The following is a 12,317-nucleotide window of genomic DNA, read 5'->3' as shown; positions in this document are numbered from 1 at the left end:
CAGCGGACGACGGTGCGGATCAGCTGCAGGGCGTCAGGCGCTCCACCGCCTCGGACAGCGTGTCCGTGCTGCCGAGCAGGATCACCTGCGTCGCCTTGGACGCGGTGATGTCGGCGAGGACCGCCCGGGGCACGCAGGTGGGCTGGACCGCGAAGAGCGGGCTCCGGGTGTAGCCCGCCGCCGTGGCTCCGGCCAGGGCGTCGGGGAACTTCTCACCGGTCGCGAGGTAGACGGTCGTCGCCGAGGTGAAGGCCGCCTTGTTCAGCTTCTCCGAGGTGTCGTACCGGTCGGTCCCGCCAATGCGGGTGATCACGGGGCCCGTGATCGAGCGCTCGATGCCGGCGCTGACCGAGAGCGTCGAGCCCGCGATCGTCAAGCTACTGACCTTGAGGCCGCTGATGATCTGCTGGGTGAGGGGGTCCACCGTGGAGCCGGTTCCATTGGTCAGCACCACCGGAGCGCGATTCGCGCCGGCTGCGGCGCTGGCGCTCAGGGCGTCGGGGAACTTCTCGCCCGTGGCCAGCCAGGCCATCGGGGAGCCGCCCCTGAAGGCGTCCTGGAGGACCAGCTTCGAGGTGTCGTAGCGGTCGACTCCGCCGATGCGCGTGGTCTTCCCCTTCGGCGCATACGCGGCCAGGTCGTTGTAGACCTGGCTGCCGACGCTGAGCTCGGAGCCGACGACGACGATCTTCGCGGGCTTGAGACGCGTCAGCTCGGTGCGGACGACCTGGCTCATCGAGTCGCGGTCGACCAGGAGCAGCGGCCCGCCCGCCTTGGCCGCGGCGGGTCCGGCGCTGAGCGCGTCCGGGAAGTTCTGCCCGGTGGCGACGTAGACGACGGGGACGTTCGCCGGGAAGGTGCGCTTGGACACCTCGACCGCGGTGCCCTGACGGTCGGTGCCCGAGATGCGCGAGACGGCCGGCGAGCCAGCGGGCGGGGCGGTCGGCGTTGCGGTCGGCGTGGGCGTGACCGGAGGAGTGGTCGGGGTCGGCGTGACCGGCGGGGTGGTCGCGGTGGCCGTCGGGGTCGGCGTGACCGGCGGGTTGGTGGCGCCGCTTCCTGTCACGCGGACCGCGGCGTCCGACGTGATGGTCGCTCCGCGGGGCTGCTCCACCCTGCCGTTGCTGATGCCGGTGACCTGGAGCAGGCTGCTCACGCGGTCCTTGTAGGCGTCGTAGGCGCTGGACGGGATCGTCACGGTGACCGCGGACCGTCTGCTGTTCGTACTCACCTGGGCGGGGATCCGCTCGGTCCTGCTGGGACCGACGTAGGCGGCGAGCCCCTGGAGGTCGTAGAAGCCGTCCCGGTTGGACTCGAGGACGACGGTGTCGCCGCCCTTGACCTCCACGACGTCGACGTACTTCTTGTACGCGAAGTACGCGGCGCTCCGCTGCAGCGTCTGCGCGGTCCCGCTGAGGTCGACCCCGCCGACGCCGCCGCTCCCGGAGGCTTCGGCGACGGAGAGGGTGGCCGACGTAGTCAGCTCGTAGCCGCTGTCGACCGGCTGGCCGATCGGCTCCTCGGGGTTCTTGATCGGCTGCTTCTGCGCAGTGATCTGCAGAGCGACGGTTCCACTGCCGAACGAGGCGAGGGGCTGCTTCAGGTCGATGCGGAAGCTGCGACTTCCGGACGCGAGGGTCGCCGACCCGGCGAGGTCGTAGTCCCCGATGGCCCAGTTGTAGGTCGTGAACGCCGGGTACGGTCCCGTCGGCCGAGCGGAGTCGGAAAGCGTGACGTCGAGCCCGGTGACGTCGCCCGCGACGGCAGCGGTCTGGGCGGCCGAGAAGGTCTCCGTCGTCGACCAGTTATAGGGACTGACCTGCGCGGACAGACGCTCCTGCTCGGCGGCGGCCGCTCCGGCTCCTGTCGTCACTCCGAGGACGACGGCTGCCGTGCTCGCGACCGCGATGGCGGCGCGCCTCCACCTCGCTCGCGTCGTCGTCTGCGGTCGGGATGTGGTCATGGCGAGTTCCCCCTCGTCGTGGTCCTCGTGCCGAGCACTCCCGTCGGCACGTCCGTCGCGGTGCCCGCGCTGGGGCACACGTGTCGGTCCGGGCAGCCTAACCGTGCGGAGCGGCGTCCCGGGGAGGGGAGGGCGCCGCCGACCACCGGGATCGCCGACCGGTCCGCTCGCACGAGGCGGTGCTCACGCTCGGATCCGTACCGGTCGGAGTGGTCCTGCAGGAGCGACGGGCGAACACCGGGCTCTCTCGGACTCGACGGGCGAGGGGCCTTGTCGAGGATCCTTTCGTCCTTTCCGACCCCGACCGGGGCTCATGGCGGAGCGGTTCCCGGTCGAAGCGAGCGCGTCAGCCCTGGATCGGGACGGTCCGGCCGACCAGGCAGGCGCCGGTCGCGATCGGAGCCGCGATCACCGCCCGCACCCCGCCGCTCTTCGGGCCGTACTGGCCGATGAGGCACGACTCTCCGAGCTTGACGGAGACCTGCACCGAGTCCGCGTCGAGCCCGACCGAGGTCTCGTCGGCCGTCAGCTGCATCGTTTCGCGGGAGAACCCCGCCGCGACGAGCGCGTCGACCACACTGGAGCCGCTCACCTCCGGATCGGGCTCGGCCGCCGCGCGAAGGGTCTGCTCGAACACGGGGAGGTTCTGCTCCGTCGTCCCGCCCGGCACGAAGGCGACGGGTGCGGCGGACTCCGCCGGTGCCGGCGCCTCGGCCGCGGAGGAGGACACCACGGGGTCCGGCGACGACGGCGACGTGCAGCCGGAGAGGCAGACGGCGAGACCGCCGAGCACGAGCGCGATGCGGGCCGCTCGGTTCCGTGTCACGCCCGGCTCCTCCCGACCGGGACGGCTCTCGCTCCGGTCCCCCGGATCAGAACGGGGTCTCCCCGGATCCTACCGAGAGACCGGGAGCGCCTCCGCCGACGCCCGCCGCCACCGGCGGCTCGGGCGCGGCATCACCGCGGTCATGGCCCGACGCGCCCCAGTCCCCCGCCGCGGCGCCCTCGCGCGGCGCCTCCTCGCTCCACGCGGGCTCGGCGGCAGGGGCGGGAGCAGAGGCGCGCCCGACGGTCTTCGTGAAGCTGCTGGTCCCCCAGGCGAGGTCGTGCCCGATGCCCTCGGCCGTGAGGACCACATCCGTACCGGCCTTGCCTCCCGCCTCCCAGGCCCTCACCCCGAGCCGCCCGGTGACGAGGATCCGGTCGCCGCGCGACAGGGAGGACAGCGCGTTGCCGGCCAGGCCGTTGAACGCGGTGACGGTGTACCAGTTGGTCGAGACGTCGACCCAGCGCTGCTCCGAGCGGTCGTAGCGCCGCTGCGTCGAGGCGAGCCGGAAGCTGGTCATCGCGGTGCCGCTGGAGGTGTCGATGCTCCGGGGCTCGGTGCCGATGGTCCCGATGACGGTCAGCGTGTCGGTCATGGTCGTGTCCTCTCTACTCCTGCCCCGCCACGGCTGCGACGGGCACGGCGCCCGGGCGGAGGGGGCTGGTACCGCTCGGGCGCCGCAGGGCCAGTGTCGCGACGAAGGGCCCGCCTCCGAGGTGGAGGCGGGCCCTTCTGGGGAGAGGACGAGCGGATCGTCCCCTGTGGAGGAGCGTTACGACGCGGTGATGTACCTCGAGTAGGACTTGCGGATCTTGTTCACCTTGGGCAGTGCGACCGCCATGCAGTAGCCCTGGCCCGTGTTCTTCGCGAAGAAGTCCTGGTGGTAGTCCTCGGCGGGGTAGTAGACGCCCAGCGGCGAGATCTCGGTGACGATCGGGCCGTCCCACCACTCGGACGCACGGTCGCGCGCGGTCTCGAACAGCTCCTTCTCCTCGTCGGAGGAGTAGAACATCGCCGAGCGGTACTGCGTGCCGACGTCGTTGCCCTGGCGGTTCAGCTGACGCGGATCGTGAAGGGTGAAGAAGACGTCGAGGACGACCTCCTCGGGGATGACCTCCGGGTCGAAGGTGACGGCGACGGCCTCGGCGTGGCCGGTGCGCCCGGAGCAGACGTCCTCGTAGTCGGGCTCGGTCGTGCGGCCGCCGGTGTAGCCGGAGACGACGTCGGTCACGCCGTCGAGGACGCGGTAGACGGCGTCCAGACACCAGAAGCATCCTCCGGCGAGTACGAATGTGCGCATTGCGTGTGACTCACTTCCTGTCGCGTCGACGCGTCCGGGGTGCCGGAGGCGTCAGTCGGTCCAACACGCTCACCGCCCCCTGCATTCCGCGGATCCGCCCCCTGCAATAGAGTCGCGGCGTGAGCTACGACGCCGCCCCCGCCCGCTACGACCGGATGGACTACCGACGCACCGGACGGAGCGGCCTGCTGCTGCCCGCCCTGTCGCTGGGCCTCTGGCACAACTTCGGATCCGACCGCTCCCTCGACACGCAGCGCGCGATCCTCCGCCGCGCGTTCGACCTGGGCGTCACCCACTTCGACCTCGCGAACAACTACGGACCGCCCTACGGCGCCGCCGAGACGGCCTTCGGCCGCATCCTCGCGGAGGACCTCCGCCCGTACCGCGACGAGATCGTCATCTCGTCCAAGGCCGGATACGACATGTGGCCCGGCCCGTACGGGGACGGCGGCTCGCGCAAGTACCTGCTCTCCTCGCTCGACCAGAGCCTGCAGCGGATCGGCGTCGACTACGTGGACGTCTTCTACTCGCACCGGCCGGACCCGGAGACTCCGATCGAGGAGACCATGGGCGCTCTCGTCTCGGCGGTGGAGTCGGGCAAGGCGCTCTACGCCGGCATCTCGAACTACTCGCCCGAGCAGACCCGGGCCGCGCAGGCGGCACTGGCTGGCAGCGGAGTGCCGCTCCTCCTGCACCAGCCCCGCTACTCGCTCTTCGACCGCGGACCCGAGGACGGCCTCTTCCCCGTGCTCGACGAGCTCGGCACCGGCTGCATCGTCTTCTCGCCGCTGGCGCAGGGGCTCCTGACGGACCGCTACCTCGACGGCACCGTGCCGGAGGGGTCCCGTGCGGCGACGTCGCGCTTCCTCTCCTCCGACCGGATCGACGAGGCGTACCTGACGCGCGCCCGCGGCCTGAACGCGATCGCGCAGCAGCGCGGCCAGTCGCTGGCCCAGCTCGCCCTGAGCTGGGTGCTCCGGGTGCCCACCGTCACGAGCGCCATCATCGGAGCGTCGAGCGTCGCGCAGCTCGAGCAGAACGTCGCCGCGCTGGACGCCGGCCCCCTCTCGCAGGAGGAGATCGACGCGATCGAGGAGTTCGCTGTGCACGGCACGACCCTTCGCTGACGCCCCGGCGGGGATGTCGGTGGTCGGCCGTAGTCTGCGACAGCACTCGGCCGGTGGGTGCTCCGAGACTCGAGCAGGAGGAACCGATGTCCCTGTCCACGCTGCACGCCACCCGCACCCCGCCGACGCTCACCCGGGTCAACGCCCGGCTGTGGCGCGTGAGCACCGGCTCGGGTGCCGTCGTCGGCCACATCGAGCTGGTCGAGGATCCGCTCGGCGAGCGGTACCGCGCCCGGCTGCTGCGGGCGGGCATGCCCGCCGGCGCTGAGCTCGGCGAGTTCTGGAGCGTCGACGACGCGATCGAGGTCTTCCGCGTCGCCTGACGCGCCGATCCGCCCGGTCGGCGGCGTGCCGACCGGGCCGCGGCGACCGCCCCGGATAGCGTTCGCCCCATGCAGTGGTGGAACGAGTTCATGTCCTGGATCCGCACGAGCGACGGACACCAGGCGGTCTTCACGGCCGCTGTGGTCCTGCTGGCCGTGGTGGTCGGAGCGATCGTGATCGCCTCCGTCTTCCGAGCGTCCATCGCGCGCCTCATCCGTCAGCAGGATCACGAGCGGAAGAACGCGGTCATCGCGACGCTCGTCGACGCCGCGGTCGACGCCTCGGCCTGGAACGTCCTCAGCAGCCCGGAGCGCGTCCTCAGCGACCGCGCTTCCGCGCAGGCCGAGACGCACCTGCGCCTCCTGCCCGTCAAGGGCTCCGGAGTCGCGGCCAACTGGGCCGCTCACGAGCTCGCCGAGCTGAAGCACACGTCGAGCACCGGCGGCTACCAGACGCAGGCGAGCGTGGGCGAGTTCCGCGACCGCCTCGTGCAGTGGCGGGACAAGCCCGGGCGCGCCCGGAAGGCCTTCCTCGCCGACCTCGAGCGCTGGCGCTTCTCGGAGACGGGTCGAGACCGCTCCGCCGAGTCCGCTCCGTCGTCCGATCGGGCCGCGAGCACCGCCGAGGCCGCTCCCCAGCGCACCGCTCCCCCGGCCGCCGCACCGACCGCCGTCGCACCGGTCGTCGTCGGCGCGGGCTCCGCCTCCGGCTCTGCAGCCCCGCAGACGCCCACGATCGTCCTCCCCGCGTCGGCCGGGGACGCCTCGCAGGAGGAGACCCGCCGCCTGCTCGCCGACGTCGACCGCCTGGAGGTGCCGTCGCGCGAGCGTCCCGTGGAGGAGCTGCCGCCCGTCGACCCGCAGCGCTCGGCTCCTGCCGCCCAGCCGCAGCCGGACGCGGAGCACGACGCGACGCCGTCGGCTCCGGCCGACGGAGACCGCGACGGCGTGCCGGCCGACGACGAGGCGTTCGTCCGGGCGGACGAGGCCCGGTTCGAGCGGTCCGCCTCGGACGACGACCGAGGCCAGGAGCGCAGCTCGGTCTGAGTGCTCCCGACCACGAGAAGAAGGCCCCGATCGCGAGTGCGATCGGGGCCTTCTCCGTGGTGCGGGCGGTGCGTGTACTGACTAGCTGTGTGCATCACGTGCACGGGCGACTCGGCCGACCAGTACGGCGAGGGGCGCCGCGACGATCGTCCACGCGACGGCGATTCCACCGAGGATGGCGAGGAGCAGCATGGTCGTACCTCCGTTCGTTACGTCGTTGTAATTCCGGACACCCCAAGACTAGGTGCCTGAATGACACTCAAACGACTTCGGGTGGGAAACACGCCGGTGTTGCCTCCGATTTGCCGGTGTGTTACTGGTGGAGCGACCGCGAGTCCTCGTCCGAGGGTCACCGGAGCGGAGGAAAACCCCGTGGGTGCCGGGCGTCACTCCTCGGAGGAGCGCAGCGCCGCCCGAGGGGAGGCCGCGACGCGGTCGAAGGACGGGCGCGAGGCGTCGACGCTGATCCGCACGCCACCGGGACAAGACTAGGGACGGCGACCGGCGCGCTCCCGATCCGATGGTGCCCCCGGCAGGAATCGAACCTGCGACCAAGAGATTAGAAGGCTCCTGCTCTATCCGCTGAGCTACGGGGGCGGACTGCGACCACGATACCGAAGCGCAGAGGCCGCGCCCGCCGGGGCCTAGGCGCCCCGGACGAGTCCCAGCACTCCCACGACCAGGGAGACCACGGCGAGGGCGAGCGACACGCCGATGAGCACCGTGTGCACGCGGAGGAAGGTCGTCGCGCGGCCGTCCGCGTCGCGCGCCCGCGGGTCCTTGCGGACGCGGCGGAGGAAGGGCGGCCAGACGATCGCGTTCCACACGGCGTTGACGATCAGGAGGCAGCAGGCGAGCGTGATCACGAGGGTCCAGTGTAGGAGGAGCGGGACGGCCGGACCGGGTGTCGGCGGCCGCCGATAGACTGCCCCGCATGAGTAGCGCCCCCGACCGTCTTGTCTGGATCGACTGCGAGATGACGGGGCTCGACCTCTCCGTCGACGAGCTCGTCGAGATCGCCGTCGTCGTCACCGACTTCGAGCTGAACCCGCTCGACGAGGGGCTCTCCCTCGTCATCCGGCCCGACGCGACCGCGCTCGAGAACATGGGCGACTTCGTCCGGTCGATGCACGAGACCTCCGGGCTGCTGGTCGAGATCCCCTCCGGCGTCAGCGTCGCGGAGGCCGAGTACGAGGTGCTGGAGTACGTGCTGAAGCACGTCCCGGCGGACCAGCAGGCCCCCCTCGCCGGCAACTCGATCGGCACCGACCGCGCCTTCCTCGCGAAGTTCATGCCGCGCCTCGACGGCCACCTGCACTACCGCAACGTCGATGTCAGCACGATCAAGGAGCTGGCACGGCGCTGGTTCCCGCGCATCTACTTCAACGCGCCCAAGAAGCACGGCGGACACCGCGCTCTCGCCGACATCCTCGAGAGCATCCGAGAGCTGCAGTACTACCGCCGTGCCGTGTTCGTGGAGCAGCCGGGGCCGAGCACCGCCGAGGTGCAGGCCGTGTCGGCCGCCGTCGTGGACGAGTTCGCCTCGCGGATGTAGTACTCTCGTACAGTTGCTTCGGCGGGTCACCCCGCCGGAACACGCTCCTGGTGGGTATAGCTCAGTTGGCAGAGCGCCTGGTTGTGGTCTAGGAGGTCGCGGGTTCGAGCCCCGTTACTCACCCCAGTGGCTGTGCATGCAGCGGAAGAGGCCCGGAGTTCCGACTCCGGGCCTCTTCGCACATCCGGCGACCGGCAGCGATCGCCGACGCAGAGAGGTCCCGGATGCTCGAGCTGGACGAGGACGCCTTCGAAGCCCTGGTGATCTCCGAGCTCGACGCGCTCCCGGACGACATGGTCGACGGGCTCGACAACGTCGTGTTCGTCGTGGAGGACCGGCCCGAGGACGGGACCCTGGATCTGCTCGGCTACTACGACGGCGTCGCCCTCACCGAGCGCGAGCGCTACGGCTTCGGCGAGATGCCCGACCGCATCGTGCTGTTCCGCGAGCCGCACCTCGCCGCGTGCGACGATCTGGACGCGCTGCGCGACGAGATCCACGTCACGCTCGTCCACGAGATCGCCCACTTCTACGGCATCGACGACGACCGGCTGCACGAGCTCGGCTGGGCCTGATCACCGCCGAGGGCGAGCCTCTCACCGGCATCCGCGCGTCGCAGCGCTCGGAGTGGACCCCTCAGCCGCGCACCGCTCCCCCGCCGCCCGTGTCCAGCACGAGGTCGGCGTTCTCCCGGGGCCGCTCCCGAGCGCAGTAGGAGCGGAAGTCGCGGTCCCAGGCGTCCCAGTGCGGAGCGAAGAGCTCGCCGTCGCGCTCGAGCGCGCGCACGCGCCGCACCTCGTCGTCGGCCTCGAGCCAGACCACCAGATCGGCGTGGCGGCGCGCGGCGGCGCCGGCCGATCCGCAGCCCTCGAGCACGAGAAGCGGCTCGCGGACGACGCGGCGCCCGGCCGTCGTCCCCGCGGCCCAGTTCCAGGGCCGCCAGTGCGCCGCGAGGCCGAGGCCGTGGGGGCGGACGAGCGTCGCGGCCGTCTCCCGCGACGCCCGGTCCAGGCCCGTCCAGCCGGGGTAGAGATCGTCCATCCGCACGAGCGCGACCGACGATGCCGCCGGCGCGAGACGGAGCTGCTCGACCAGCGCGCGCGCGAACGTCGACTTGCCGGAGCCGCTCGGTCCGTCCAGCAGCACCGTCCGACGACGCCGCGCGATCACGGAGCGGGCGAGGTCGCCCGCCGTCCGATCCGTCAGCGGCAGGATCCGCTCAGCCATGCAGGACGAAGCTCCAGGAGCCGGTGACGACGGCGGCGGTCACGGCGACGGCAGCGATCAGCACTCCGCCCGCGAGCAGCAGGAGGTCGCCGGCTCCGAGGCGCGACTGCCGCGCCCAGGTGCGCGGGACGCCGGAGCCGAAGCCCTTCGCCTCCATCGCCGTCGCGAGCCTGCTCCCCCGCCGGATGGCCAGCACGAGCAGCGAGAACGTGCGGGCCGCGAGGCTGCGGAGCGCCTCGACGGGCCCGTGGCCGTCGGCGACCCCGCGGGCCCGGCGGGCCATCGACAGGGTGCGCCAGTCGTCGACGAGCAGACCGACGAGCCGCATGCCGGCGAGAGCGCCGAGCACGAAGCGCGAGGGCAGGCGCAGGATCTGCGCCAGGCCGTCCGCCAGGTCCGTCGGGTCGGTGGTGGCGATGAGGACCACGCTCGGCAGTCCGATCGCCAGGACGCGCAGCGCGATGGCCAGCCCGAGGGCGACGGATCCCTCTGTGACCGAGACGATGAGGAACTCCGCGAAGACGGCGCCGCTGTCGCGACCGTAGAGAACAGTCGAGAGGCCGGCGAGCGGAGCCGCGATCCAGACGGGAGCCGTCCGCCGCACGAGCTCGCCCGCCCGGAGCCCCGCGAAGGGCAGAACCAGCAACTCGAGCGCCAGCGCCGTCGCCGCGGAGACCGCATCGACCGTGAGGAGGAGCGCGAACGCGATGACCAGGCTGGCGAGGAGCTTGGCGACCGGGTTGGCCCGGGCGATCCGGCTGCGCGCGGGAACGGAGTCGAGGAGCGTCATCCCGACACCGCCTCGCGGGCGCCGAGGGTGACGACCGAGTCGGCGAGGGCGGCGACCAGCGCCTCGTCGTGGGTGACGGCGAGCACCGCCGTGCCCGCGTCGCGCTGCTCGGCGAGGAGGTCGACGAGCACCTCCCAGGTCAGGCGGTCCTGCCCGAACGTCGGCTCGTCGAGGACGAGCACGGACGGCGACCGGGTGAGGGCGGACGCGACGGCCAGGCGCCGCTTCTCGCCTCCGGAGAGGGTGAACGGATTGGCGTCGGCGAGGTGCGCGAGGCCGAGGCGCTCCAGGAGCTCCTCCGCCCGATGCCGCTCCGCCTCGTCGCGGGCGCCCAGCGCGAGCTCGGCGCGCACGCGAGCGGTGAGGAACTGGTGCTCCGGCTCCTGGAACACCATCGCGATCCGTCCGGCGAGCTGAGCCGAGGTCCAGCGGATCGGCTCCGGGCCCGCACCGGCGCGGAGCGACTCGGAGGCGGTCACCCGCCCCGCGACCGGCGGCAGGAGACCGGCCAGCGTGAGCGCGAGGGTCGACTTCCCCGCGCCGTTGGGTCCCAGCACGGCCGTGGCCCGCGCGGAGTCGACGGCGAGCTCGAGCCCCGAGGCCACGATGGTCGAGCGGCGGCGCCCGAGGACGGGCCGGCCGATGGCGAGGTCGTGCGCGCTCAGGGCGGCGGGCGAGGGCAACACGCTCGCCCCGCGCCTGGCGGGGGTGTCACCGGGCAGCCAGACGCCGGAGGCGCGGAGCACGTCGTGCGTTCGATCGAGGACCTCGACCGGAGCGCCGTCGGCGACGACCGCGCCGTCCCGCCCGAGCACCACGACCCGGTCGACGAGGCCGACCCACACGTCGACCCGGTGCTCGACGACGATCAGCGTCGCCCCCGTGCGGTCGGCCGTGCGCTCCACCGCCGCCCGCACCTCGCGTACACCGTCCGGATCGAGGTTGGCGGTGGGCTCGTCGAGGAGCAGGAGCCGCGGACGCATGGCGAGCACACCCGCCAGGGCGAGCCTCTGCTTCTGCCCGCCCGAGAGCGCCGAGGTGGAGTGGTCCAACGGCACGTCGAGCCCGACGTCGCCGAGTGCCTCCCGCACCCGCGCGGGGATCTCCTCGCGCGGCACGCCGAGGTTCTCGCAGGCGAACGCGACGTCGTCGCCGACCCGCGCCAGGACCGCCTGAGTGTCCGGATCCTGCAGCACGAGCCCCGCGACACCGCGCCGGGTGAGCGGCGCGGCTCCGTCGATCTCGAGCTCGCCCGCCGCGGAGCCGTCCTCCTCCCCGCCGAGGACGCCGGCCAGGGCGTGCAGCAGCGTGCTCTTTCCCGCGCCGGAGGGGCCGAGGAGCAGCACGCGCTCCCCCGGCTCCAGCGCGAGATCGAGGCCGGAGAGGGCGTCGCGGGAGCGTCCCGCGTGCCGCCAGCTCCAGCCTCGCGCCCGGACGTAAGCGCCGCTCATCGAGCGCCCGCGCCGGCTCCCTCGACCGTCCGGCCCTCGCGCCCGGAGGCGAAGCGGTCCAGCGCTCCCGAGGCCGCGAGCCCCCGCACCGCGAACCAGGACAGCAGCCCGGCCAGGAGCGCGCCCGAGACGATCGAGGAGGCGACGTAGACGGTCTTGAAGAGCGCGTCGTTGACGGCGTAGTACGACAGCAGGTCGTTGATCGCGAGGGCGAGCCCCGCACCGGCACCGGCCAGCATCGCGACGAGCGGACGGCCGCTGCGGTAGAGGAAGAGCGCCAGGACGATCTCCGCGCCGAGTCCCTGCACGAGTCCGGAGATCAGCACGGTGAAGCCCCACTGGGTGCCGATCAGAGCCGACACGGCCGCGGCGACCAGCTCGGTGTAGAGCGCGGCTCCGGGCTTGCGGATGATCAGGCCGCCGAGGACGCCGGCGAAGAGCCAGCCGCCGCCGAGGAGCCCGCCGAGCCCGGGCAGGAACTCGAAGGCGAGGCCGAGGACGTTCGTCGCCAGGCCCCAGGCCCAGAAGACGATCCCGCTCGCGACGGCGACGACGCTCGCCACCACGATGTCGACGACCCGCCAGCGCAGATCGCGCCGGGCCGGGGCGGAGGAGGTGAGGTTCTGCGCGTTCGTGTTCTGCGCGTTCGTGTTCTGCGCGTTCGTGTTCTGCGCGTTCGTGTTCTGCACTGACGTGCCCTTTCGTGGA

14 protein-coding genes and 2 tRNA genes are annotated in these 12,317 nt (G+C 72.4%); 6 read left to right on the top strand and 10 right to left on the bottom strand.

The genetic code is table 11. The annotated features are described in order from the left end of the window. Positions 1–19: 19 nt before the first annotated feature. The 4 genes from C5D36_RS06550 to msrA form a co-directional block, all read right to left on the bottom strand. Entirely contained in the window at positions 20–1,963 is a 1,944-nt protein-coding gene (locus tag C5D36_RS06550; RefSeq protein ID WP_104295466.1) for a cell wall-binding repeat-containing protein, read from the bottom strand. Positions 1,964–2,309: 346 nt separating this feature from the next. Further along, on the bottom strand, positions 2,310–2,789 hold the full coding sequence (locus C5D36_RS06545; RefSeq protein ID WP_104295465.1) for a DUF6993 domain-containing protein: 480 nt from the start codon (positions 2,787–2,789) through the stop codon (positions 2,310–2,312). Between the two features lie 46 nt (positions 2,790–2,835). Continuing rightward, positions 2,836–3,384, bottom strand: coding sequence for a single-stranded DNA-binding protein (locus C5D36_RS06540; protein WP_104232526.1), 549 nt, complete (start codon positions 3,382–3,384; stop codon positions 2,836–2,838). Between the two features lie 177 nt (positions 3,385–3,561). Then, on the bottom strand, positions 3,562–4,089 hold the full coding sequence (gene msrA, locus C5D36_RS06535) for a peptide-methionine (S)-S-oxide reductase MsrA (protein WP_104295464.1): 528 nt from the start codon (positions 4,087–4,089) through the stop codon (positions 3,562–3,564). A 119-nt stretch (positions 4,090–4,208) separates the two neighbouring features. Between msrA and C5D36_RS06530 the strand changes: the two genes are divergently transcribed. The 3 genes from C5D36_RS06530 (at position 4,209) to C5D36_RS06520 (ending at position 6,586) form a co-directional block, all read left to right on the top strand. Then, positions 4,209–5,216, top strand: a complete 1,008-nt coding sequence (locus C5D36_RS06530) for an aldo/keto reductase (RefSeq protein ID WP_104223714.1) — start codon at positions 4,209–4,211, stop codon at positions 5,214–5,216. A gap of 86 nt (positions 5,217–5,302) precedes the next feature. After that, a complete protein-coding gene (locus C5D36_RS06525) occupies positions 5,303–5,539 on the top strand; it encodes a hypothetical protein (protein WP_104223715.1) in 237 nt (78 codons plus the stop codon). 69 nt (positions 5,540–5,608) lie between these two features. Then, on the top strand, positions 5,609–6,586 hold the full coding sequence (locus tag C5D36_RS06520; RefSeq protein ID WP_104295463.1) for a hypothetical protein: 978 nt from the start codon (positions 5,609–5,611) through the stop codon (positions 6,584–6,586). Positions 6,587–7,107: 521 nt separating this feature from the next. On the opposite strand, the gene C5D36_RS06515 is transcribed toward C5D36_RS06520, so the two are convergent. Both C5D36_RS06515 and C5D36_RS06510 read right to left on the bottom strand, forming a co-directional pair. Further along, positions 7,108–7,183: transfer RNA gene (locus C5D36_RS06515), tRNA-Arg, on the bottom strand. Between the two features lie 47 nt (positions 7,184–7,230). Then, positions 7,231–7,452 (bottom strand): SCO4848 family membrane protein, encoded by a 222-nt coding sequence (locus tag C5D36_RS06510; RefSeq protein WP_104223717.1) that lies wholly within the window; start codon positions 7,450–7,452, stop codon positions 7,231–7,233. A gap of 68 nt (positions 7,453–7,520) precedes the next feature. Here C5D36_RS06510 and orn point away from each other — a divergent pair, with 68 nt between their 5' ends. The 3 genes from orn to C5D36_RS06495 all read left to right on the top strand — a co-directional run bounded on the left by orn (position 7,521) and on the right by C5D36_RS06495 (position 8,716). Beyond that, a complete protein-coding gene (orn, locus tag C5D36_RS06505; protein WP_104257371.1) occupies positions 7,521–8,141 on the top strand; it encodes an oligoribonuclease in 621 nt (206 codons plus the stop codon). A gap of 50 nt (positions 8,142–8,191) precedes the next feature. Continuing rightward, positions 8,192–8,267 (top strand) — tRNA-His (locus C5D36_RS06500). A gap of 98 nt (positions 8,268–8,365) precedes the next feature. Continuing rightward, on the top strand, positions 8,366–8,716 hold the full coding sequence (locus tag C5D36_RS06495) for a metallopeptidase family protein (RefSeq protein ID WP_104223719.1): 351 nt from the start codon (positions 8,366–8,368) through the stop codon (positions 8,714–8,716). Between the two features lie 61 nt (positions 8,717–8,777). Here the strand turns inward: C5D36_RS06495 and C5D36_RS06490 are convergent, their stop codons facing one another. Genes C5D36_RS06490 through C5D36_RS06475 form a run of 4 tightly spaced genes read right to left on the bottom strand, consistent with a single transcriptional unit; the run spans position 8,778 to position 12,298 of the window. Beyond that, positions 8,778–9,368, bottom strand: coding sequence for an AAA family ATPase (locus C5D36_RS06490; RefSeq protein ID WP_219812582.1), 591 nt, complete (start codon positions 9,366–9,368; stop codon positions 8,778–8,780). After that, complete coding sequence (locus C5D36_RS06485; RefSeq protein WP_104295462.1) at positions 9,361–10,158, bottom strand: energy-coupling factor transporter transmembrane protein EcfT; 798 nt, start codon at positions 10,156–10,158, stop codon at positions 9,361–9,363. The genes C5D36_RS06490 and C5D36_RS06485 overlap by 8 nt, the downstream gene beginning before the upstream one ends. Further along, positions 10,155–11,609: an ABC transporter ATP-binding protein gene (locus C5D36_RS06480; RefSeq protein ID WP_104292171.1), complete on the bottom strand. Its 1,455-nt coding sequence runs from the start codon at positions 11,607–11,609 to the stop codon at positions 10,155–10,157. Before C5D36_RS06480 ends, C5D36_RS06485 begins: the two co-directional genes overlap by 4 nt. Next, positions 11,606–12,298, bottom strand: coding sequence for an ECF transporter S component (locus C5D36_RS06475; protein ID WP_374953318.1), 693 nt, complete (start codon positions 12,296–12,298; stop codon positions 11,606–11,608). The genes C5D36_RS06480 and C5D36_RS06475 overlap by 4 nt, the downstream gene beginning before the upstream one ends. Positions 12,299–12,317: the final 19 nt, after the last annotated feature.

Source organism: Rathayibacter sp. AY1C6 (genome assembly GCF_002931535.1).
In the GTDB taxonomy this organism is placed as follows: Bacteria; Actinomycetota; Actinomycetes; order Actinomycetales; family Microbacteriaceae; genus Rathayibacter.
The sequence above is the reverse complement of the archived record's forward strand: the minus strand, read 5'-3'. Positions and strand labels throughout refer to the sequence as shown.

Excerpts from the sequence above, each read along its gene's own strand:
- C5D36_RS06495 (WP_104223719.1), top strand. The coding sequence starts at position 8,366 with ATGCTCGAGCTGGACGAGGACGCCTTCGAAGCCCTGGTGATCTCCGAG.
- C5D36_RS06520 (WP_104295463.1), top strand. The coding sequence starts at position 5,609 with ATGCAGTGGTGGAACGAGTTCATGTCCTGGATCCGCACGAGCGACGGA.
- C5D36_RS06490 (WP_219812582.1), bottom strand. The coding sequence starts at position 9,368 with ATGGCTGAGCGGATCCTGCCGCTGACGGATCGGACGGCGGGCGACCTC.
- C5D36_RS06540 (WP_104232526.1), bottom strand. The coding sequence starts at position 3,384 with ATGACCGACACGCTGACCGTCATCGGGACCATCGGCACCGAGCCCCGG.
- C5D36_RS06550 (WP_104295466.1), bottom strand. The coding sequence starts at position 1,963 with ATGACCACATCCCGACCGCAGACGACGACGCGAGCGAGGTGGAGGCGC.
- C5D36_RS06480 (WP_104292171.1), bottom strand. The coding sequence starts at position 11,609 with ATGAGCGGCGCTTACGTCCGGGCGCGAGGCTGGAGCTGGCGGCACGCG.
- C5D36_RS06485 (WP_104295462.1), bottom strand. The coding sequence starts at position 10,158 with ATGACGCTCCTCGACTCCGTTCCCGCGCGCAGCCGGATCGCCCGGGCC.
- orn (WP_104257371.1), top strand. The coding sequence starts at position 7,521 with ATGAGTAGCGCCCCCGACCGTCTTGTCTGGATCGACTGCGAGATGACG.
- msrA (WP_104295464.1), bottom strand. The coding sequence starts at position 4,089 with ATGCGCACATTCGTACTCGCCGGAGGATGCTTCTGGTGTCTGGACGCC.
- C5D36_RS06525 (WP_104223715.1), top strand. The coding sequence starts at position 5,303 with ATGTCCCTGTCCACGCTGCACGCCACCCGCACCCCGCCGACGCTCACC.